Source organism: uncultured Litoreibacter sp. (assembly GCF_947501785.1).
Lineage (GTDB): Bacteria > Pseudomonadota > Alphaproteobacteria > Rhodobacterales > Rhodobacteraceae > Litoreibacter.
Genome location: NZ_CANMXB010000001.1, coordinates 2,131,183 through 2,151,159 on the forward strand (window position 1 = coordinate 2,131,183; position 19,977 = coordinate 2,151,159).

At 58.6% G+C, this 19,977-nt stretch carries 19 protein-coding genes; 10 read left to right on the plus strand and 9 right to left on the minus strand.

Features of this window, described 5'->3' with window-relative positions; genetic code table 11:
• Window positions 1-27: 27 nt before the first annotated feature.
• Window positions 28-1,968, plus strand: a complete 1,941-nt coding sequence (locus Q0899_RS10660) for a cache domain-containing protein (RefSeq protein WP_299192730.1) — start codon at window positions 28-30, stop codon at window positions 1,966-1,968.
• 62 nt (window positions 1,969-2,030) lie between these two features.
• Window positions 2,031-2,693 carry a response regulator gene (locus Q0899_RS10665; protein WP_298361831.1) on the plus strand — a complete coding sequence of 221 codons (663 nt, stop codon included), beginning with the start codon at window positions 2,031-2,033 and terminating at the stop codon, window positions 2,691-2,693.
• A gap of 103 nt (window positions 2,694-2,796) precedes the next feature.
• On the opposite strand, the gene Q0899_RS10670 is transcribed toward Q0899_RS10665, so the two are convergent.
• Genes Q0899_RS10670 through Q0899_RS10685 form a run of 4 tightly spaced genes read right to left on the minus strand, consistent with a single transcriptional unit; the run spans window position 2,797 to window position 5,718 of the window.
• On the minus strand, window positions 2,797-3,402 hold the full coding sequence (locus Q0899_RS10670) for a pyridoxamine 5'-phosphate oxidase family protein (RefSeq protein WP_298361834.1): 606 nt from the start codon (window positions 3,400-3,402) through the stop codon (window positions 2,797-2,799).
• Window positions 3,402-4,139 (minus strand): 1-acyl-sn-glycerol-3-phosphate acyltransferase, encoded by a 738-nt coding sequence (locus Q0899_RS10675; RefSeq protein WP_298293590.1) that lies wholly within the window; start codon window positions 4,137-4,139, stop codon window positions 3,402-3,404. The genes Q0899_RS10670 and Q0899_RS10675 overlap by 1 nt, the downstream gene beginning before the upstream one ends.
• Window positions 4,139-5,044 carry an FtsX-like permease family protein gene (locus Q0899_RS10680; RefSeq protein ID WP_299192734.1) on the minus strand — a complete coding sequence of 302 codons (906 nt, stop codon included), beginning with the start codon at window positions 5,042-5,044 and terminating at the stop codon, window positions 4,139-4,141. The genes Q0899_RS10675 and Q0899_RS10680 overlap by 1 nt, the downstream gene beginning before the upstream one ends.
• Window positions 5,041-5,718, minus strand: a complete 678-nt coding sequence (locus tag Q0899_RS10685; RefSeq protein ID WP_298293594.1) for an ATP-binding cassette domain-containing protein — start codon at window positions 5,716-5,718, stop codon at window positions 5,041-5,043. The genes Q0899_RS10680 and Q0899_RS10685 overlap by 4 nt, the downstream gene beginning before the upstream one ends.
• A 166-nt stretch (window positions 5,719-5,884) precedes the next feature.
• Between Q0899_RS10685 and Q0899_RS10690 the strand changes: the two genes are divergently transcribed.
• On the plus strand, window positions 5,885-6,616 hold the full coding sequence (locus Q0899_RS10690) for a zinc-ribbon domain-containing protein (RefSeq protein ID WP_298293596.1): 732 nt from the start codon (window positions 5,885-5,887) through the stop codon (window positions 6,614-6,616).
• 3 nt (window positions 6,617-6,619) lie between these two features.
• On the opposite strand, the gene Q0899_RS10695 is transcribed toward Q0899_RS10690, so the two are convergent.
• From Q0899_RS10695 to Q0899_RS10705, 3 genes are read right to left on the minus strand one after another with little or no spacing between them, the layout of a single operon-like run.
• The gene (locus tag Q0899_RS10695; RefSeq protein WP_366942101.1) at window positions 6,620-9,199 is read right to left on the minus strand and encodes a TIGR02302 family protein; all 2,580 of its coding nucleotides are present in this window, start codon (window positions 9,197-9,199) and stop codon (window positions 6,620-6,622) included.
• Window positions 9,200-9,232: 33 nt separating this feature from the next.
• On the minus strand, window positions 9,233-10,498 hold the full coding sequence (lysA, locus tag Q0899_RS10700; RefSeq protein ID WP_298293598.1) for a diaminopimelate decarboxylase: 1,266 nt from the start codon (window positions 10,496-10,498) through the stop codon (window positions 9,233-9,235).
• Window positions 10,499-10,813, minus strand: coding sequence for a DUF2834 domain-containing protein (locus Q0899_RS10705; RefSeq protein WP_298295898.1), 315 nt, complete (start codon window positions 10,811-10,813; stop codon window positions 10,499-10,501).
• Window positions 10,814-10,958: 145 nt separating this feature from the next.
• Here Q0899_RS10705 and Q0899_RS10710 point away from each other — a divergent pair, with 145 nt between their 5' ends.
• From Q0899_RS10710 to Q0899_RS10725, 4 genes are all read left to right on the plus strand, one after another.
• Window positions 10,959-11,945 carry a phosphatase PAP2 family protein gene (locus tag Q0899_RS10710; RefSeq protein ID WP_299192737.1) on the plus strand — a complete coding sequence of 329 codons (987 nt, stop codon included), beginning with the start codon at window positions 10,959-10,961 and terminating at the stop codon, window positions 11,943-11,945.
• Window positions 11,946-12,061: 116 nt separating this feature from the next.
• Window positions 12,062-13,696, plus strand: a complete 1,635-nt coding sequence (locus tag Q0899_RS10715) for an electron transfer flavoprotein-ubiquinone oxidoreductase (RefSeq protein WP_298293602.1) — start codon at window positions 12,062-12,064, stop codon at window positions 13,694-13,696.
• Between the two features lie 97 nt (window positions 13,697-13,793).
• Window positions 13,794-15,482 carry a tetratricopeptide repeat protein gene (locus Q0899_RS10720; protein WP_299192740.1) on the plus strand — a complete coding sequence of 563 codons (1,689 nt, stop codon included), beginning with the start codon at window positions 13,794-13,796 and terminating at the stop codon, window positions 15,480-15,482.
• 3 nt (window positions 15,483-15,485) lie between these two features.
• A complete protein-coding gene (locus Q0899_RS10725; protein ID WP_299192742.1) occupies window positions 15,486-16,337 on the plus strand; it encodes a 4-(cytidine 5'-diphospho)-2-C-methyl-D-erythritol kinase in 852 nt (283 codons plus the stop codon).
• A 12-nt stretch (window positions 16,338-16,349) separates the two neighbouring features.
• Here the strand turns inward: Q0899_RS10725 and Q0899_RS10730 are convergent, their stop codons facing one another.
• A complete protein-coding gene (locus Q0899_RS10730; protein ID WP_298362382.1) occupies window positions 16,350-17,336 on the minus strand; it encodes a polyprenyl synthetase family protein in 987 nt (328 codons plus the stop codon).
• Between the two features lie 68 nt (window positions 17,337-17,404).
• Here Q0899_RS10730 and Q0899_RS10735 point away from each other — a divergent pair, with 68 nt between their 5' ends.
• The 3 genes from Q0899_RS10735 to Q0899_RS10745 all read left to right on the plus strand — a co-directional run bounded on the left by Q0899_RS10735 (window position 17,405) and on the right by Q0899_RS10745 (window position 18,634).
• Window positions 17,405-17,620, plus strand: coding sequence for a DUF2007 domain-containing protein (locus Q0899_RS10735; protein ID WP_298293608.1), 216 nt, complete (start codon window positions 17,405-17,407; stop codon window positions 17,618-17,620).
• A gap of 5 nt (window positions 17,621-17,625) precedes the next feature.
• Entirely contained in the window at window positions 17,626-18,375 is a 750-nt protein-coding gene (locus Q0899_RS10740; protein WP_299192744.1) for a methyltransferase, read from the plus strand.
• A gap of 94 nt (window positions 18,376-18,469) precedes the next feature.
• On the plus strand, window positions 18,470-18,634 hold the full coding sequence (locus Q0899_RS10745) for a DUF465 domain-containing protein (protein WP_298293612.1): 165 nt from the start codon (window positions 18,470-18,472) through the stop codon (window positions 18,632-18,634).
• Window positions 18,635-18,712: 78 nt separating this feature from the next.
• Here Q0899_RS10745 and gcvA read toward each other — a convergent pair whose 3' ends face one another.
• The gene (gene gcvA / locus Q0899_RS10750) at window positions 18,713-19,648 is read right to left on the minus strand and encodes a transcriptional regulator GcvA (protein WP_299192746.1); all 936 of its coding nucleotides are present in this window, start codon (window positions 19,646-19,648) and stop codon (window positions 18,713-18,715) included.
• Window positions 19,649-19,977 lie beyond the last annotated feature (329 nt).

The following is a 19,977-nucleotide window of genomic DNA, read 5'->3' on the forward strand; positions in this document are numbered from 1 at the left end:
AGCCCAGTCAACGGCAATGTCAGCGCCATGAAGTTCTCACTTGGACTTGTTCTGGCCATCAGCCTAGCGGGATTGCAGTTCCTGGCAATTCTCATCGTTGTCACCACATCTTTTGTCACGTCCGAAAAAGCCATGCTGCAACATGCGCGGGATCTTTTGGCCGAGGCAGGAGCAAATGCCAGCGAGCATTCCAATGGCTTCCTGAAACCCGCGCGAGAGGCGGCGGAGCTATCCAAGCGGGTCATCGAAAGCGGCGTGATAGCGCATGACGATACTGCCCAGCTTGAGAATTTTCTGTTTCAGAGCCTTCAAAACGAGTCGCAAATTTCCGGTCTGTACTATGGGGATGAAGCCGGAAATTTTGTCTACGTCATGCGCAGCGACGGACCTGCCGCGTTTCGGACCAAAGTAATGCGACGCAAGGGTGACCTGCCCACGACACAACTGATCTGGCGGGACGCGAACTTCACGCCGGTCCAAACCGAAGTTGATCCCACCGATACATTCGACCCGCGCACACGGCCCTGGTACAAATCGGCGAAGTCGGAGCGTTCCACAATTTGGACCGAGCCCTACATCTTTTTCTCCTCGCAGCAGCCAGGTATTTCCGTCGCCGCCCCGGTGTTGCGTGACGGCGGCCTGAAAGGTGTCATAGGCGTTGACATAGAAATCTCCACCATCTCAAATTTCTTGTCGCAATTGGCGATCAGCGACAACGGGTCAGCGCTGATATTGAACGACAATGGCGACGTGATTGCCCACCCGGACATAACGCAGATCATTGTTCCAGACAGCGATGCCAATCTCCAGTTCGCTAATATTGAGAACATTGATGACCCAGTCGCTAAAGCGGCCTTTACCCGTCTGACTGCCACCGGAATGGTGGCTATTGAGCGCGAAACCCAATCGGAATTCCAGTATCAAAACAATCGATACGTATCCCTGTTGAAACCGTTACTCGGACGGGAGCTCCCTTGGACAATTGCAGTATTCGCGCCCGAAAGTGATTTCACCCAAGGTATCAAGGACAACCGGACGTGGAATATTTGGCTGGCCGCTATTGTTTCGTTTGCCGCGGCCCTCGCAGGGTTGGCGCTTGCAGAACTCATCCTAAAGCCCGTTCGTGCATTCGCGGTCCGCACCGCACTGGTTTCTCAGGGGGAAGTGTTAGCAGCCGAACCGCTCCCGGGGACCTACAAGGAGCTACATAAGGCCAATGAAACTCTGATCGATCAGATTGCTCAGCGCCGCGAGGCCGATGCCAAGATCCTGGAGTTGAACCGCGATCTGTCTCATTTCTCCCGGGTTAACCTGATGGGCCAAATGGCAACGGGGCTGGCCCATGAGCTGAGCCAACCATTGACGGCAATTTCGCAAAACGTGGACGCTGCGATAACCACCGCCAACCAGCAAAAGGACACGAACAAGGACTTGCTGGATATCCTGTCAGAGCTAGACGATCAGGCCCATCTGGGCGGCGACATCCTAAAGGCCTTGCGGGGCTTTGTACGCAAAGACCAGGTCAAAATCGCGCCCTTCGACGTCAACGAGTTGCTCCAACAAACGGAGCGTTTGCTCCACCATGAAGCGACCACTAATGGTGTTGCCCTGCGCTTCGACGTGCCCAAAATGCCGGAGGTTTCAGGCAGCAGAATTCAAATCGCACAAGTGCTTATCAACCTTGTCAGAAATGCCATGGAAGCGATCACGGAGGCGAACAGCCCCGTGAAAGAGGTTTCCGTCATCGCCAAGTCCCGCCCGAATAGTGTCGAGCTCTGGGTGGAGGATACGGGTCCAGGTATTGATCCAGAGGTCACTCTATTCAAACAATTTGAAACCAGCAAAAAGGATGGCATGGGGCTGGGGCTTTCCATATGCCGTACCATCGCCGAGGCCAATGGAGGTAGGCTTTGGTACGATGCTGAGCACACCGAACGCACGCGGTTTTGCCTATCACTTCCCGTTTGACGTAATATGGCCCGAACCCGACCTATGTTGTCGATGACAACGCGATATGAGACCACTGCGAAATGACGCTGCCTCCTGAAGGAAATTCGACTGTCTTTCTGATAGACGATGACGACCGCATCCGCACAAGCCTTGCCCGTGCGCTTAGAAAACGCGACTTTGCAGTACAGAGCTTTGCCTCCGCCGAAGACTTCTTGGAAGCGTATGACAAGGGCCGGCCGGGATGCCTGGTTTTGGATTACGGCATGCCTGGGTTAAACGGCCTGGATCTTCAAAAACACTTGGCTGAGAATAGCTCCGCCATCCCAATTATCTTCATTTCCGGCCACGCGGGCGTGCCCGAGTCGGTTCAGGCGATGAAAGCAGGGGCAGTTGATTTTCTGGAGAAGCCGTTCCGGCAGACCACTTTAGTGGCATGCATCAACGCAGCATTTGCGGCTGATCGCGCGGCAAGAAGCGCTGAGGAAGGCGCTAGAACCGCGCGAAACAACTTTGAGCGTCTTACCGCCCGGGAAAAAGAAATCGCGCAGTTTATGATTGCTTCGCCATCAAACACATCCAGCAAAGAAATCGGCCGCCACCTGAATATCAGCCCTAGAACTGTAGACCACCACAGGGCACGCATACTTGAAAAAATGGCTATTCATTCCGTGGCCGAGCTGATTGACCTGTCCATATCTGCCGCACTGCTTCAACCCAATCGCGTGGGCGAAAACGCGGGATAAGCCGTCGCTTCAATCTGCATGCCTTCGGGTCGCTAAACTCAGCAGGATAGAGGGCTTTTCCGACTGTCTGAACGTCCCCTCATTGCGGACGCATGCCTGCTTGTCACCACATCGTTTCAGCGGCCCGGGCACCCCAAGCAGCGTCATATCCCGCGCCGTCAAAATCGCCGTCCGACATTTCTTTCAACATCTCACCAATGCTTGGCAAACCCGCACTCTCGTCACGGCCTGCCCATGTTGCTGACCGCATCAAGGCCCGAGCACATTGGCTATAGATCTCCGCAATCTTGATGACGATGACGGATCGGGGGTGGCGGCCGTCTTGTTCAAAGGACACCAGCAGATCAGCATCGACGCTCACCCGCGCAGCGCCGTTCACCCGCACAACATTGTTGGACCCCGGAACCATGAACATCAACGAAACGCGGCCATCGACCACAATATTGCGCAAAGAATCGATCCGGTTATTCCCGCGCCAGTCCGGCATGGCCAATGTCTGCGCATCGAGTTCGCGTACAACGGCGCCAACATCTCCGCGCGGGCTGCCATCGGTGCCGTCTGGCCCGACGGTCGATAAGATGCAAAGCCGCGAGGTCATGATCCATTTGCGGTATGCCGGCGTCATCTGATGCGCGACTTTCAACAATGAAGCCTCACCCGGTTCGCCGTAGATGGTTTCCAACTCGGACACGTCCTTGATGTAGTCCATCACTCCGCCTTTCGGATAAATCCGGCCTCATCAAGCAGCGTTTCAGATGAGGCTTCGACCTCAGCCTCCAGCCGCGCCAAGAACGCTTCTTTGTCCATTCCGGCTTCAATCGGCGGCAGGAATTCTACAACTGCGGTCCCTGGCTTTCGGTAAATGCCGTGGCGCGGCCAAAAAACGCCGGCATTGGTGGACACAGGGTAACAATCCGTTCCCATCTGTTCGTACAGCACAGCGGTGCCAACCTTGTAGGGCCGCTTCACCCCGGGGGCCAACCGTGTACCTTGGCTGTAGATCACCAGCTGGCCGGGCAATTGCTCGCCCCGCTTCACGTCATCCAGCATCTTGGCGATCGCTTTGCCCTTCTTGCCGCGATTCACCGGCACACAACCCAAACGGTAGGCAAATTGGCCCAAAATGGGGGCGTAGAGCAGCTGCTGTTTCATGATAAATTTGCCATGGGGAATGGCGTCGTAAATCATAATGATATCGAGGAAGGATTGGTGCTTGGCGGCGACCAGCACCTGATCGGTGGGCGGCGTGCCGCGCACCTCGCAATGTAGGCCCACCATCCAGCGGGCCAAGAATTTCACGTAACGGCAATAGGCGTGGCAAGCCGCGACCGCGCCATGAGGGCTGGCAATAGTCCACGGCAGGTACACGATCGCGTAAACAGGCATGCCAAGATACATCACGACTATGAAGGCCAAAGACCGCAACCACTGAAGTGCAAAGCCCATCACTTCACCTCCTTGAGAACCGAAAGCGCGGCGCCGCGCGTTGCCCAAAACGCCACAATGGCGCCAAGGAGTGGAATGACCAAAGGCCACAGCCAGTGGAGGCCCTGGAACCCTAGTCCGGTAAGGAATGCGCCCTCCTCTGCCGCGCTCGGCAACAATGCCACGGCAATCATCCCCAAGCCTGTCCCGACCGCGCCGCCAACCAGAGCGCGCAAGGTGAACCGCCGCACAAAGGCCCGCGCGATGTATATGTCGCGCGCGCCGACCAGTCTGGTGACCCGTATTACCTGTGCATTGGCCGCCAAGGCTGCTCGCGCGGCAAGTGTAATCATTGCGGCCGTAGAAAGGATGATCAGCCCCATAGCCACCCAGCCCAAAGTGCGCAGCCGGTTTGCAGCTTGGACCAGAGGCCGCCGCCAACGGGTGTGATCGTCCAACACGGCCCCAGGCGCCTCGGCGGCGAGCCGCAGGCGAAGCCCTTCACTGTCATAGCCCGCGCCAACCTCGACAACTTCAATCAGCCGGGGGATAGGCAGGCTGTCGATCGGCAAATCGGGCCCAAACCAAGGCTCCAACAACAACCGCTGCTCTTCGTCACCCAGAATGCGAGAGCGTGAGACGCCAGGTGTCAGCCGCAGCACTTCCTGCGCAGCGCGGGTTTGCGCGTCCAACTCGGCCTCAGGGGCCGAAATGCGAACTGTCGATGACCGCGCAAGTTCTGATGACCATCGGTCCGCCAAGCGGCCAGTGGCGAGTGACAACGCCATAGCGAACACCGCCAGAAAAGCCATGGACGCCGCTGTGAAAGTCGTCAGCGTGGCTGTAAAACCTGTTGGCGGAACCACGCGGTCCGCTTGGCTGTCGCCACCCAGCAATCCTTGCAGCATTGCCAATACGCCCCTCATAAATCCGCTCCTGCCAGCTGCAGCTTGCGATTGGCGATCCTCAGGACCCGGGCGGAAACTTGGCTTTTGGCAGTCCGGATCAAGTTCAGATCATGCGTGGCCACCAACACTGATTTGCCCATTTTGTTCAGCTCGATCAGCAGCGAGAGCAATCTTTGCGACATTTCCCAGTCTACGTTGCCTGTCGGTTCATCCGCCAAAATCACGTCCGGCCCCATAATGACCGCACGTGCCAAGGCCGCGCGCTGCCGTTCCCCTCCGGACAATTCGGGGGGGCGTTGACTTTGTTGGTTCTTGAGCCCGACCCAGTCGATCAGCGCGGTCAAGTTCTCTGCCTCGGCGGCCACGTCGCGGCCCGCAACGGTCAAAGGCAGAGCGATGTTCTCTGCAACCGTCAGGTGATCAAGAAATTGGCAATCCTGATGAACCACGCCGATGCGGCGACGTGCCAAGGCAATCTGATCCCGTTCCAGCGTCCGCACATCTTGTCCGAAGACTTGGACCAACCCAGCGCTTGCCGTCAGTTCCATGTAGCAGAGTTTCAGGAAGGTCGATTTTCCGGCGCCTGATGGCCCTGTCAGGAAATGAAATGACCCGGGCTGCAGCCGCAAAGAGATGTCGCTCAACAAATCTCCCCCGCCATACGAATACGCCACGTTCTCAAGTTCTATCACGCGAGGGCCTGCTCCGGTTTACCTTTTCAAGACAATTAGGCCATAGCGGGCCACACTTGCAATCAATCAGAAACACAAACGCTTGGATTAGCAATTTTTGCGCGGTATGACGGAAGTCAGAAAACGGGGAGCGCCAATAACTTATGGTGCGGGATAAGGGATGTTAATGCGGCTGATATGCCCAAATTGCGACGCTGAGTACGAGGTGGATGGCACCTTGCTGCCCACTGAGGGTCGCGATGTGCAATGCTCGAATTGCAACACCACCTGGTTCCAGAAACCTGAAGGGACTGACGAGCCCCTGGACCTATCCCAGCCAGCAGCTGTGGCAGGTTTGACGCCGCAACGCCCTCAGACTGATCCTGATGCGTTGGATATCATCCACGAAGAGGTCGCGAGAGAAACCGCCGCCCGCGCCTCCGAAGCGGGTGGTCTTGAATCGCAACCCGATCTAGGGCTCGACGAGGCCGAAACGGCCGCGATCAAAGAGGCCCTGAACGACGATCTCATTGACGATACCGATGATGTCGCACTCGCTCCCGCGCCGCGCCGCGGTGAAAGCGCCAAGAAAGAGCTGTTTCCTGATATCGAGGAAATCAACTCAACCCTCGCATCAGCGCCCGACCCCGTCTACGACGAGGACGGCGAAGAGATTGAAACAAAGTCCGCAAATCCTCGCCGAGGCTTCCGTATCGGATTTGGATTGATGCTGATGCTGACGGCATTGGTGCTGGTGGTATACGCCTACGCTCCTGCCCTTGCAGAGCGTTTCCCAGCCTTGGCCGGCGCTCTGACCAGCTACGTGGCCGTCATCGACAGCTTGCGGGTAGCTCTGGAGGCGGGCGCGCAGTGGTTGCTGCAAAAGGTGACCGCATTGACCGAACAGGTCGGCTCGTAGCTTCTAGAATTGGTCAAGTAGCCGTTTGAGGTAATCGCGTTCGACTTCCGGGCGCTCCTGCTCGCCTGAGCGGCGTCGAATTTCGTCCAGCAGCTCGCGCGATCTGCGGCGGGAATCTTCGCCGCCAAGCATGCCTTGCTCCGTTCCCATCTGACCATCTGCGCCTTGCTCGCGGCCCAGCGGGTCGCGGTTTTGCTCGCTGAATTGGCCGTCACTGTTACCTTGCTGGCCCTGCTGCTCGTTCTGCGCCATGGCCTCGCCAAGGTTGCGCATACCTTCACGTAGGGCCTCCATTGCATCGGATTGCGCGCCCAACGCTTCTGCGGTGTCTTGGTCGCGCAATGCGCGTTCCGCGCGGCCCATGGCTTCATCTGCGCGGTCCAACGCGTCGCGAGCGGCGTCGCCTGCTTCTGTGCCTTCTCCAGGCAATGGCTGCGCCCGTTGGCGGGCCAATTCGTCACGAAGCCGCTGCTGGCGCTGGGCAAGCGATCCTTGCTCCTCGCCTTCACCGGCGCCGGTCTGCCCTTCGCCGTTTTGCTGATCGCCGCTTTCACCCTGGTTCTGAGCCTGACCCTGTCCGCCGCCGCCCTCGTGGCTTTCGCCGCGGCCCTGACCACCATTGCGGCCCTCATTGCCCTGGCTCTCGCCCGCTTGCGCGCCGGGGTTGAATTGCTCCTGAAGGTCGCGGAAGGCCTCGTCGCTCAGGCCTTGCTGTTCGCGCAAGGTCTCACCCAGACCTTCCATTGCCTGCTCGCCGGAACTTTGCTGCCCTTCGCCCTGCTGGCCTTCGGCGACCTGCATGTTCTCCATCATCTCCATGAGCTGCTGCAAAAGCTCTTCCGCCTCGGCGGTGCGACCCTCTTTCATCAGCTCTTCAATCCGGTCGAGCATTTCCTGCAGCTGGTCCTGCGTGATCTCTTGGCTTTCGCCATTCTGCGCCTGCTGCTGGCCGCCTTCCTGCGGTTCCTGGGCCAGCTGCTCCATATATTGGCGCATGGCTTCGGACAGTTCCTGCATCAGCTCGCTGATTTCCTCGTCCGAGGCACCATCCTGCATCGCTTGGTTCAACCGCTCCTGCGCTTCGCGCAGTCGGGCCAAAGCATCGGCCAGGCGTCCTTCTTCGATACGAACAGCGGCTTGCCACAAAAGGTCGGCGATTTCGTCGCGCACCTCCGTCGACAACCCGAACTGGGCGTTGATCTCCAACCGCGTCATCGCGCGGCGGATCATCAGATATGCCGTATCGTTTGGGAAATAGCCGTCGGGTTTGTAGGTGATCGTCCGCAGAATCTGGCTGACCCGCTTGGCATTTTCACGCGACCACAGCAGGTCGCGCCGCTGCTCGACCACCGCCGCCGCGATTGGCTGGAAGAACCGCCGCCCCGGCAGCGTCGTGGTCACCTCGTCATCTTCGCTGTCTTGCCCCGCCGCATCCAGTACGTCGAGGGTGAAACTGACATTTAGCCCCGCCCAAGGGTGCTCCGACATGTTCTCGACCAACAGCTCCGAGAAACTGTCCCGTTGGCCGTTGATCGGCATCGGCAGGTCAAGAACCAACGCCTCGCGCGGCTCTGGCTCCACTGCCAAACCGTGGCGCCGGTCGACATCCGCTAGGTTCAATGTGATGGTGGTGGTACCCGACTCCACGCCGTAGTCGTCCGACGCGTTAAACGGCAGCTTCATTTCCCCGTTCAACGCGCGTTCAATCGCGCCCTGGAACCACACTTTCGGAGGCGCGTCCGCACGGGCGGTAATGGTCCAGACTTGATCATCGACGGTCAAGCTGCCGCTTTGCGCGACGTCGATGGTGAAGGCTGACTTGGCCACTTCAGGCGCCGGCTTGCCGGACAGGGTCTCAGACCACGGGATTGATCCGACCTGCCCATACAGGCGCATGGTGATCTGGCTGCCCGTTGGTACGGTCAGCGCATCGGTGCGCACGTCATTGAGATAGATCGTGGGCTTTCCAGTATACGCCGGCGGCTCCACCCATGCTTCCCAGCTTGGCCCCGCAATCACGGCCTCACCCGGGGTGCCCGGCAACGAAATCTCCGGCGCGCCGAGCCGCCAAATGGAGCCAAACATTACCGCAATGCCGAAAAACAGCAGCGCCGCGTAGCGCAGCGCAAACGGATCACGGGCGGCGATCTTCAGGTCGGGCTCCACCGGCTTGGCCTTCGCAAGCCGCTTGCGGGTCCGCAGCACATGCGCATCCCACACTAAACGGGAGGCCGCGTCGTCCCCACCAATCGCCATGTCGTCAAACGTCGCCGTCAGCGGGCGTCCTGGCATCGAGCGGTCCAGCCGGTCAATGGCGTCGGCCTCGCTCACCCATGAAAAGTTGCGCCAAGCGTACCACACGCCAAAGCTCAGCCCGCCCAGCAGGGCCGCGCCGCCGATCCAGAACACTTCCACGGACACAGCGGTATGCAGCCCGAAGGACAGCACAAAAAACAGCGCCAGCAGCACCGACCACAATGGCCAAAACCCGCGCACCGCTTGCTCGGCAATCATACCCAGCCGGGTCAGCCCCAGGGGGCGGCTCAGCTCGTGGAGTGCAATCTGGCGGTCGTGCTTGTTCAACGCGTTATCCCACGGCTGCAGCACACCATTGCGCTACAGCCATTCAGGAATGGTATCTCGATTTATCATCTCGTCAAAGGTCGGACGTGCGCGAATGACGGCGAATTGATCCCCATGCACCAAAACTTCAGGAATCATGGGCCGCGAATTGTATTCCGACGCCATCACCGCGCCGTAGGCGCCCGCGGTGCGGAACGCCACCAAATCGCCCGCTTGCATGCGCGCCATGGCGCGCCCCTTGGCAAAGGTGTCGCCGCTTTCGCAGACCGGGCCAACCACGTCATATTTGGTCGGCAATTCGCCCACGGCCGGTTCCTTCACCGGCACAATATCGTGATGCGCGCCATACATGGCGGGCCGGATCAAGTCGTTCATCGCGGCGTTCAGGATCAAAAACTCCCGGTCTTCACCGGATTTGACGTAAATCACCTCCGACACCAACACGCCCGAGTTGCCTGCAATCAGCCGCCCCGGCTCAATCTCGATCTCGCAACCCAAATGGCCCACCTCTTCGCGCACAATTTGGCCGTAGTCGCGCGGCAAAGGAGGGTCGGCGTTGGTCCGCTCATAGGGGATGCCCATGCCGCCGCCGAGGTCCAGCCGGGAAATCTCGTGCCCGTCGCCGCGCAGGACCTCGGTCAGTTCCGCCACCTTGCGATAGGCCAGCCGGTAGGGTTCGAAATCCACCATCTGGCTGCCGATATGCACGTCGATGCCTATGACCTTCAGTCCCGGCAGGGATGCAGCCAAGGCGTACACCTCCCGCGCCCGCGAAATGGGGATGCCGAACTTGTCGCCCTTGCGGCCCGTCGAAATCTTCTCATGCGTCTTCGCATCCACATCCGGGTTCACCCGGACGGTCACAGGCACCTCAGCCCCCATCGAGGCCGCCACCCGCGACAGCATCGCCATTTCCGGCTCGCTCTCGATGTTGAACTGGCGGATACCGCCTTCTATGGCCAAACGCATCTCGGCTTCGGTCTTGCCGACGCCCGAAAACACGATCCGGTCGCCCGGCACGCCAGCGGCCTTTGCCCGGCGATACTCGCCGCCCGACACCACGTCCATGCCTGCACCCAGATCGCCGAGCAGCTTCAGAATGGCCTGGTTGGAATTGGCCTTCATGGCGTAGCAGACCAGATGGTCCATGCCCTCCAACGCCTCGTCCAACAGTTTGAAATGGCGGGTGAATGTCGCGCTGGAATAGCAATAGAACGGCGCGCCGACAGAGGCCGCAATCTCGCGCAGCGGCACGTCTTCGGCGTAAAGCTCACCGTCGCGATACAGGAAATGGTCCATTCAGACGGGCCTTGTTCTTAGGAAGAGGTAAAGCGGCAAGCCGCAGCTGACACCGATGCAAAACGTGGCCGGAATGGCGACCAATGCGATCCAGTTTTTGCGCACCCATGTCTCGGCGATGATCCAGACGGTCAGCGCAATCGCGGCAATCGTCAGGTCCCACACAAGCCCGGATGTTGCGGCATTGGCGTGCCACGCATTGACCATTTCGGACAGGGAATAGCCATTTTCGTTGAACCATGCGATGAACCAGCTCATCGGGTGAATGGCCCCCCAAACGGCCAGGGCCAGATAAATCATGCGTAACACGGACATGGGCGTCGCCTCGGCAAACCAATCAGAACCCTGCATCTAGTGCAAAATCTCTGCCTGTAAAACCCCGTGGATATGCCACAAACAGGCCCAATTTGGCGGCTATTTCGGGCGGAACGAAGAAACGAGCCAAAGGCGAGTAGTGGGTATGAAGCGCTTTTTCCTGTTTTCCGTCACCTATTTGGTGCTGGCCATGATCATCTTGTTCATGTTCCGCGACGCGCCAGTGACCCAACTGGTTGATTCCGTCGCCCGCACCAAGGACACGGTCAGCGCCTTCGTGAAATACTTCCCCTACTTGGCTGTAGCTCTGGGCGCGATTTTCCTCGCAACCCGCCAATTCGCCAACAAAAACATGGCGAAGGAGGCCGCATGGGCCTTCGCAGGCTGCCTGATCTTCTCGACCGCCTTCACCTTTGTGAAGACCTCAATGCCCTATATCCAGCCCTTCTACGCTGACGTTCTGTTCGCCAATTGGGACAAAGCCCTGCATGGCGGCGTCGATCCGTGGGTGTGGACGCATAAGTTTGCGCCATACATCTCCGAAAAAGCTGTCGCGACGCTTTACTTCATCATTTGGGGCCTGCCCGCCGCTTTCCTGCCCTTCATCATTGCCGCCACAGATAACGACGAGGCGCGCAAACGCCGCTTCGTCATCCTCTATTGCTTCGTATGGATCGGCCTCGGCAACGTGGTGGCCTTGCTCGGCAGTTCTGTCGGCCCGGTCTATTACGACCGCCTTTTGGGCGGCGAACGATTTGCCGACCTGATCGGGGCACTTGGCGCCAGCGGCATCGCCGGCGGCAAGATCGGCGTGGTGCAGGACGGGCTGTGGCGTATCTATTCGGAATATTCGCAATCCATCGGCTCTGGCATATCCGCCTTCCCGTCGGTGCATGTTGGCGTCTCAACCCTGACCATGTTGTATCTGTGCGAACGCTCCAAATGGTTGGCGCCCGTGGGCATCGCCTTCCTGGCAGCGATCCAGTTCTGCTCCGTTTATATCGGCTGGCACTACGCGATTGACGGCTACTTCTCCTTCGCGGCGGTTCTTGGGGTCTGGTTTGGCTTGCGCATTTGGGCGAACCGCAGAGCGCCCGAGACCCAGATTTCCGGCCAACACGCCGTTGCGTAAAGCCTAGACGGGCGACGCTACGTCGCAATTGCGGGGTACAATCAGCCTTGCTTCAACTACATACGCCGTTAGAAAGCGTAAAACGCCTGCTTGGGTGATGTTGAAGGATGAATGATATGGCCGAGATTGAACGCGAAAGCATGGAATATGACGTTGTCATCGTCGGGGCTGGCCCCGCCGGTTTGTCGGCGGCCATTCGTCTGAAACAACTCGACGCTGACTTGAATGTGGTGGTGCTAGAAAAGGGCTCCGAGGTCGGCGCGCATATCCTGTCCGGTGCAGTTCTGGACCCTTGCGGCCTCGACGCGCTGCTGCCTGATTGGCGCGACATGGGTTCCCCCATCAAAGTGCCGGTCAAGAAGGACAACTTCTACATTCTGGGCGAGGCCGGTCAGGTTCGCATCCCCAACTTCCCCATGCCACCTTTGATGAACAACCACGGCAACTACATCGTCTCCATGGCCAATGTCTGCCGCTGGATGGGTGAAATCGCCGAAGGCCTGGGCGTCGAAATCTTCCCCGGCATGGCATGTTCTGATCTGGTTTTCGGCGACAATGACGAAGTCAAAGGCGTCGTCGCCGGTGTCTTCGGTCTGGAGGCTGACGGCTCCATCGGCGAAAACACTGAGCCCGGCATGGAATTGCACGGCAAATACGTCTTCCTGTCCGAGGGCGTGCGCGGCTCCCTGTCCAAGCAGGTGATCGAGAAATACGACCTCGCCAAAGACGCCAGCCCGCAGAAATACGGCCTCGGCATGAAGGAAATCTGGGAAATCGACCCTGAGAAACATTCCGAAGGCACCGTCACCCACACCTCCGGCTGGCCGCTGGGCAAGAACGCGGGCGGCGGGTCGTTCATCTACCACCTCGACAACAACCAGGTCTATGTCGGCTTCGTGGTGCACCTGAACTACAAAAACCCGCACCTGTTCCCCTATATGGAATTCCAGCGGTTCAAGCATCACCCACTGGTGGCTGACCTGCTCAAAGGTGGCAAACGGGTGGCTTACGGCGCGCGGGCAATTACCGAGGGCGGCTACCAATCTATGCCCAACACCGCGTTCCCCGGCGGCGCGCTGTTGGGTTGTTCCGCAGGCATGGTCAACGTGCCGCGCATCAAGGGCAACCACAACGCCATGCTGTCTGGCAAGGCAGCCGCCGAACACGCCTACAAGGCCATCCAGGATGGCCGCGCGGGCGACACGCTGGTGGACTACAACGACGAGGTCAAAACCGGCCCCATCGGCAAGGACCTCAAGAAGGTGCGCAACGTCAAGCCGCTGTGGTCGAACTATGGCTTCACCGCTTCGCTCGTCCTTGGTGGGTTCGACATGTGGACCAACACGCTGGGCTTCTCCCTCTTCGGCACCATCGCGCATAAAAAGAACGACGCCGACAGCACCGAAGAAGCGTCAATGCACCAGCCCATCGATTACCCAAAACCCGATGGAACGCTCAGCTTTGACCGCCTGACCAATGTCAGCTTCAGCGCAACCAACCACGAGGAAAGCCAGCCGGCCCACCTCCACCTCAAGGACGCGTCGATACCCATCGACGTAAACCTGCCCAAATACGCGGAGCCCGCGCAGCGCTACTGCCCCGCAGGCGTCTACGAAGTGGTAGACGAAAAGTTTGTCATCAACTTCCAAAACTGCGTGCACTGCAAGACCTGTGACATCAAGGACCCCAGCCAGAACATCGTCTGGACGGTGCCGCAGGGCGGTGACGGGCCAAACTACCCAAATATGTAAGCAAAAACCCACCGGGTTGTGACCGAGGGGCGCATGGACAACGCGCCCCTCCACGCTTAGCTTCTGGTCAAACAGATCATTCTGAGGCCGGGCAAAAATGAACCTTCGTCATACAACTGCTATTCTGATGGCGGCCGCTACATTCGCAGCGCCGCTCAAAGCGGACATCTCTGGCCCATACCTGGCGGCGCGGCAGGCCAGTCTTGTCTTCGACTATGAGGAGGCGGTGAAATACTACGCACAGGCCATCGTCGAAGACCCAACCAATTTGGCGCTGCTTCAAAACGCGGTCGTGGCAAACGTCGGCGAGGGAGATGTCTTAACAGCGGCCCGCATCAGTAAGACCTTTCAAGACGCTGGCGGCAACAACCAGATCGCCACGCTGGTAGTCAACATGGCTGAGCTGAAAGATGGAACGTATGATCTGGCCGCACAGAAAAGCGAACAGGCAGAGGGTCTGGCCCCCCTGCTGGACGGGTTGCTGCAAGGCTGGGCCCTGCTCGGCAAGGGGCAAATGTCCGACGCGACCGCCGCCTTTGCGGAAGTGGCGGCGCAGCCGGATTTCGCGCCCCTCGCCTATTATCACGAAGCCTTGGCGCTCGCCCAGGTGGGTGACTTTGAGGCCGCCGATAACATCCTGTCAGGTGCGCGCTACGGCCCGCTGACCCTCAGCCCGCGCGGACTAGAATCCCATGCCCAAGTGCTGATGCAGCTGGAGCGCGTAGACGACGCGCTAGAGCTGTTGAACGCCGCGCTGCAAGGCGGCTTCAGCCCGGAATTGCAGGCCTTCAAGGCCAAGGTCGAAGCCGGGACCGGCACCGACTACACATTCGTCACAACACCGCAAGAAGGCGCGGCAGAGGTCCTCTTTACTCTGGCCGCCTTGTTGCAGGGCCGTGCGGCCCCTGAACATGTGTTGATCTACACGCGCCTCGCCACATTTCTACGTCCCGATCATGCGCAGGCGGCACTGATCAGCGCCGAGATGCTGGAAGATCTTGGGCAGTACACTTTGGCGGAAACCGCCTATGCGGATGTGCCCAACGATCACGCCGCGTATTTCCTGGCTGAAATGGGACGCGCAAATGCGCTCTACGCCGACGATCGCAAAGACGCCGCGACTGAAGTCCTGTCAGCCTTGGCCAAAAGCCACCCCGACATTGCGATGGTGCACGCCGCCCATGGCGACTATCTGGGCCGCGCTGACCGCGACGATGAAGCAATTGCCGCCTATTCTAAGTCCATTGAATTGCGTGGTGAAGACAACCGGGCCTCTTGGCCGGTCTATTATGCGCGCGGCATCGTGCATGAACGCAATGATGATTTCGCGGCAATGGAATCCGACTTCCGCAAAGCGCTGGAGCTGCAACCCAACCACCCCGACATCTTGAACTATCTGGGCTACGCACTGGTTGAACAGCAGATCAAGTTGGACGAAGCGCTGGGCATGATTGAAACCGCCGTCGCAGAGCGCCCAGACAGCGGCTACATCACGGATTCGCTGGGCTGGGTGTTCTACCGCCTTGGTCGCTATGAAGAAGCCGTGGGACCTATGGAACGGGCCGTGTCACTGCTGCCGGTGGACCCAATCGTCAACGACCATCTTGGTGACGTCTACTGGAAAGTGGACCGCAAGCGGGAGGCCGAATTCCAATGGAAACGCGCACTTTCCTTTGATCCCGAAGAAGAAGAGGCGGAGCGCATCCGCCGCAAACTGGAAATCGGGCTGGATGTGGTGTTGGAAGAGGAAGCCGCAAACGGCACCACCGAAACCGCTGACAACTAAGTTATGACCTCAGAATTCGCGCCCGCAAAGGTCAACCTGACCCTCCACATCACAGGGCAACGCGACGACGGATATCATCTGCTCGACAGTTTGGTGATGTTTGCCGATGTGGGTGACGAAGTAACTGTGGCAGACGGCACAAGTCTTAGCCTCGAGATCGACGGACCAGAAGCTGGCAGCCTGCCGGTCACCAACGACAACTCTGTTCTGCACGCCGCGCGTCTTGCTGATCCCGATTGTACCGCTTCTATCACGTTAACGAAGAACCTGCCGGTCGCATCTGGCATCGGCGGCGGCAGTGCCGACGCCGCCGCAACCTATCGCAGCTTGGTAGGGCGGGGTTCACCCCGCCTCCCCGATCCCATTGAGATAGCAACAGTTGCCACATTGGGCGCCGACGTACCCGTCTGCCTTTACTCTCAAACCACCCATATGTCCGGAATTGGTGAACAGCTACGGCTTTTGCCAAACCTACCCTCGGTCTTCGCCGTTCTGGTTAATCCCCGGATCGAGGTCTCCACCCCGGATGTGTTTCGCGCATTGATCTCGAAGAAGGGCAGCCCGATGCCCACGCCGCCTGAACAATTTGGTCGCGTGCAGGACCTCATCTCTTGGGTGTCTGAGCGTCGCAATGATTTGCAGCGCCCCGCCGTCACCTTGGTTCCCGAAATCGGCTACGTCCTGCGCGCGATAGAATTCAGCAATGGCTGCAAACTGTCCCGCATGTCAGGGTCAGGGGCTACCTGCTTTGGCCTCTATGACAACGAGCGTTTTGCCCAGGCCGCCGCCACCCGTTTGGCGCAGCTGCACCCTCAGTGGTGGGTCCGCGCCTGCATGTTGGGCGGCAAAAACTGAGCTCGGAGACCCCTAATTGATCCGCGCAACAACGTAATCAGCGAGGTCAGCCAGCATCTCTTTCATCGGATGATCCGGCACGCCGTCCAGCGCCGCCTTGGCTGTCTCAGCCCAACTCAGCGCCTCTGTCCGAGCCTCTTCGATCGCCCCATGTTTGGCCAACAAAGCCAGGCATTCCTCAAGGTCCCCGTCACCCTGCTTGCCCTGCTCAATCGTGCGCTTCCAAAAGCTTCTCTCCGCCTCATCTGCCTTCGAGATCGCCTTGATCAACGGCAGCGTCAGTTTCTTCTCCCGGAAGTCGTCGCCCACGTTTTTTCCGGTCTGCGCGGCGTCACCGTCGAAATCCAACACGTCATCGGCGATCTGAAAGCTCACCCCCAAAGCATCGCCATAGGTGTGAAGGGCCTTCACAACGCCCGTGTCGGCGTCGGCAATCATGCCACCTACCTCAGTCGCCGCCGAAAACAACGCCGCCGTCTTCCCGCGCACCACCTTCAGATAGGTCTCTTCCGTCGTCGAAAGGTTTTGCGCCGCCGTTAGCTGCAGCACCTCGCCCTCCGCAATCGTCGCCGCCGCGTTCGACAGCACGCGTAGAACGTCCATCCGCCCCGGCTCTGTCATCAACTGAAATGCCCGGGCGAACAGGTAGTCGCCCACCAGCACGCTCGACTGGTTGTCCCACAACAAGTTCGCCGAGGGCCGCCCCCGCCGCTGGTCAGACTCGTCAACCACGTCGTCGTGAAGCAAGGTCGCCGTATGGATAAACTCCACCGTCGCGGCAAGGTGCACATGGAAGGCGCCCTGATAGCCACAGATCCCCGCCGCCGCCAAGGTCAGCATCGGTCGCACCCGCTTGCCGCCAGCCTCAACTAGATGCGCTGTTACCTCTGGAATACGCGGTGCGTTCTCGGACGCCATCCGTTCGCGGATCAAATCATTCACCGCCGTCAAATCGTCGCGCAGGGCAGCCGCTAACCGGTCATGCGGTTTGACACTCATTTCTGTCTGGATGGTCACGTCTGCCTCACCTCTCGACAAACCGTTCGGGCTGCCGTTATCTCCCGGATATGAAAGAGCTCCTGCGCAGCAACGACCCCACCGTTATAGCCTTTGCAAAAGCACTCCTTCAGGGAGAGGATATAGGCGTGTTTGAATTGGACGTCCATATGAGTGCGCTTGAAGGTAGCATAGGCATAATGCCGCGCCGCCTCATGGTTGTGGACCGGGACCTGTTCATGGCCCGCGCCGTCTTGCGCGACAACGACATTGAAATCGACGGCTAAGGTCGATGTCATTCACTGATGCTGAGCTGACCAAAGACAGATTTCTGGGTGGAAAACTACACGTCCTGCAACCCAAAACCGGCTATCGCGCCGCCACTGATCCGGTTTTTCTGGCAGCGGCATGCCCAGCAAAGCAAGGGGACTCGGTGCTGGATCTAGGGAGCGGCGCCGGAACAGCAGGATTATGTCTTGCCGCGCGGGTACCCGTGTCCGTGACCGGGTTAGAGATACAACCAGAATATGCCGAACTGGCGAGACGAAACGCCGCGCAAAACCAAATCGAGCTTGAGATCCTCGATGGCGACCTTGCGCAGATGCCCGACGCATTGAAGGCCCGCACATTCGATCACGTAATAATGAACCCTCCGTTCTTTGGTCCTGGTGCAAAGCCCGCTGACCATGGTCGTGCAATGGCCCGGCAAGCGCAGACTGATCTGCGTCATTGGATTGATGCCGGCCTGCGCCGGCTGCGGCAAAGAGGTTGGATCACCATCATTCACCTGACCGACCGGCTTCCGGATATCATCGCATCGCTCCATAATCGTGCAGGTGGCATAGAAATTAAGCCGCTCTCGCCGCGAGAGCACAAACCCGCCACACGCGTGATTTTGCGCGCACGGAAAGGGTCAAAATCAAAAGCGGTTTTGTGTAACCCGCTGATTTTACATGAGGGCGCGAGCCACTCTGGCGACGCTGACAGCTACACAACCGCAGCCAGGGCGATCCTGCGGGACGGCGCATCTATTGAATTTTAAGGATTATCGCTGCGATGCCGCGACTTAAATTGATGACAGAACGCACTATATATGGTGGACTGAACCCACGACACCCAACATAGGAGGATTGCTAATGACCATCAGTTCGCATTTGTCGGAGCTGAAACGTAAGCACGAGGCCCTGTCACAACAGGTTGAGGCGGCACAACGCAGCCCTGGTACAGATGACCTTTCTATTGTCGAACTGAAGAAGCAGAAACTGCGCCTTAAGGAGGAAATGACCCGACTGGCGCATTGATGCAAAGCTAACCTTCGCGCCAACGTAAGGCGCCATTTGGGGCCACGACCGACGCAAATCGGTCGCGGCCTTTTTCATTTAACTCTCGCTATTTAGGAAGGTCACGCCTTCCGCATATTGCCCAATGCCCTTTGTCTCTTCAGACACCCAATCTATGAACCGTGCGACCTGAGACCGGGTTTCGGATCCAAGCGGGCATAACAACCTGTATGACGCATTCAGCCGGATTCCCACATTCAACGGCATGACCAGCCTGCCATCCCGCAAATGCGCCTCTGTCATGGAGATACGGCCCAACACGACCCCCGCCCCGGCCAGTGCTGCGTCGATCGCGTGGTCGGACTGGCTAAACCTTGGCCCGTGATCTGAATTTGGCGGCAACTCATTGAGTTGGAAGAAGTAATCCCAATTGGGGTTCTGGCTCAGGAACGCCACATGATCATCATGGAGCAGTGGCAGCTCTTGCAAATCTTCGATGGTCCTTAGCCGCTCAGCCAGTGCAGGCGTGACCATGGGGGAGGCCCATTCGTCGATAATGTTTCTTGAGTATAATCCTGTATCGTCGCCTTGCCCAAAGCGGATGGCGACATCCACATCGTCGCGGGCGAAATCCATCATCTGAAGGCTGGCAGAGAAACGCAATTCAATGTCCGGGTTGGCCTGCGCAAAGGAAAAAAGCCTTGGGGCCAACCACTTCGCCGTGAACCCTGGGCCAGCGGTGACGGTGAGCGTTGCGCTGTCCAGCTTGCGTTGAACGCTGCGCCAGGCGGATTGAAGGGCGGCGAAGCCGTCTTCGACGCCCGGCCGCAACAATGCGCCCTCTTCGGTAAGCTCGACGGCGCGGTTTAATCGTTTGAAAACAGGGGCTCCGAGGTGTTTTTCGAGCGACTTGATCTGAAAGCTGAGAGCGGCGGGCGTGACGTTCAGTTCTGCCGCCGCCATGGCAAAGCTCATATGGCGGGCGGCAGCCTCAAAAGCGCGCAGGGCTGTCAGGGGCGGAAGTCGGTCACTCATCTCACACAAGTATTACTTAATTGAAGCGAGGGGAAGTCTCGTTTGTCGCAAGCAAAACAACAGCCCATATTGGCGACAGATCAGAAATACAAATGCTTACGAAGGAATGAACACATGTTCGAGACACATTACAGCCCGCGTATCAACGAAGCTCAGCGGCTTGCGCATAAGGAACGTGCAGAGGTTTTTGCAGCCATCTTGGGTGCGTTGCCACGGCTTATGACAAACTTAACCTTTCGGGCCAAAACAGCGGCCGCAGGACCGAAATTGTACAAATTGGGGCAACTCTGAACGAGCCAAAACCCAATTTGTACAAACTTTCTAAACGC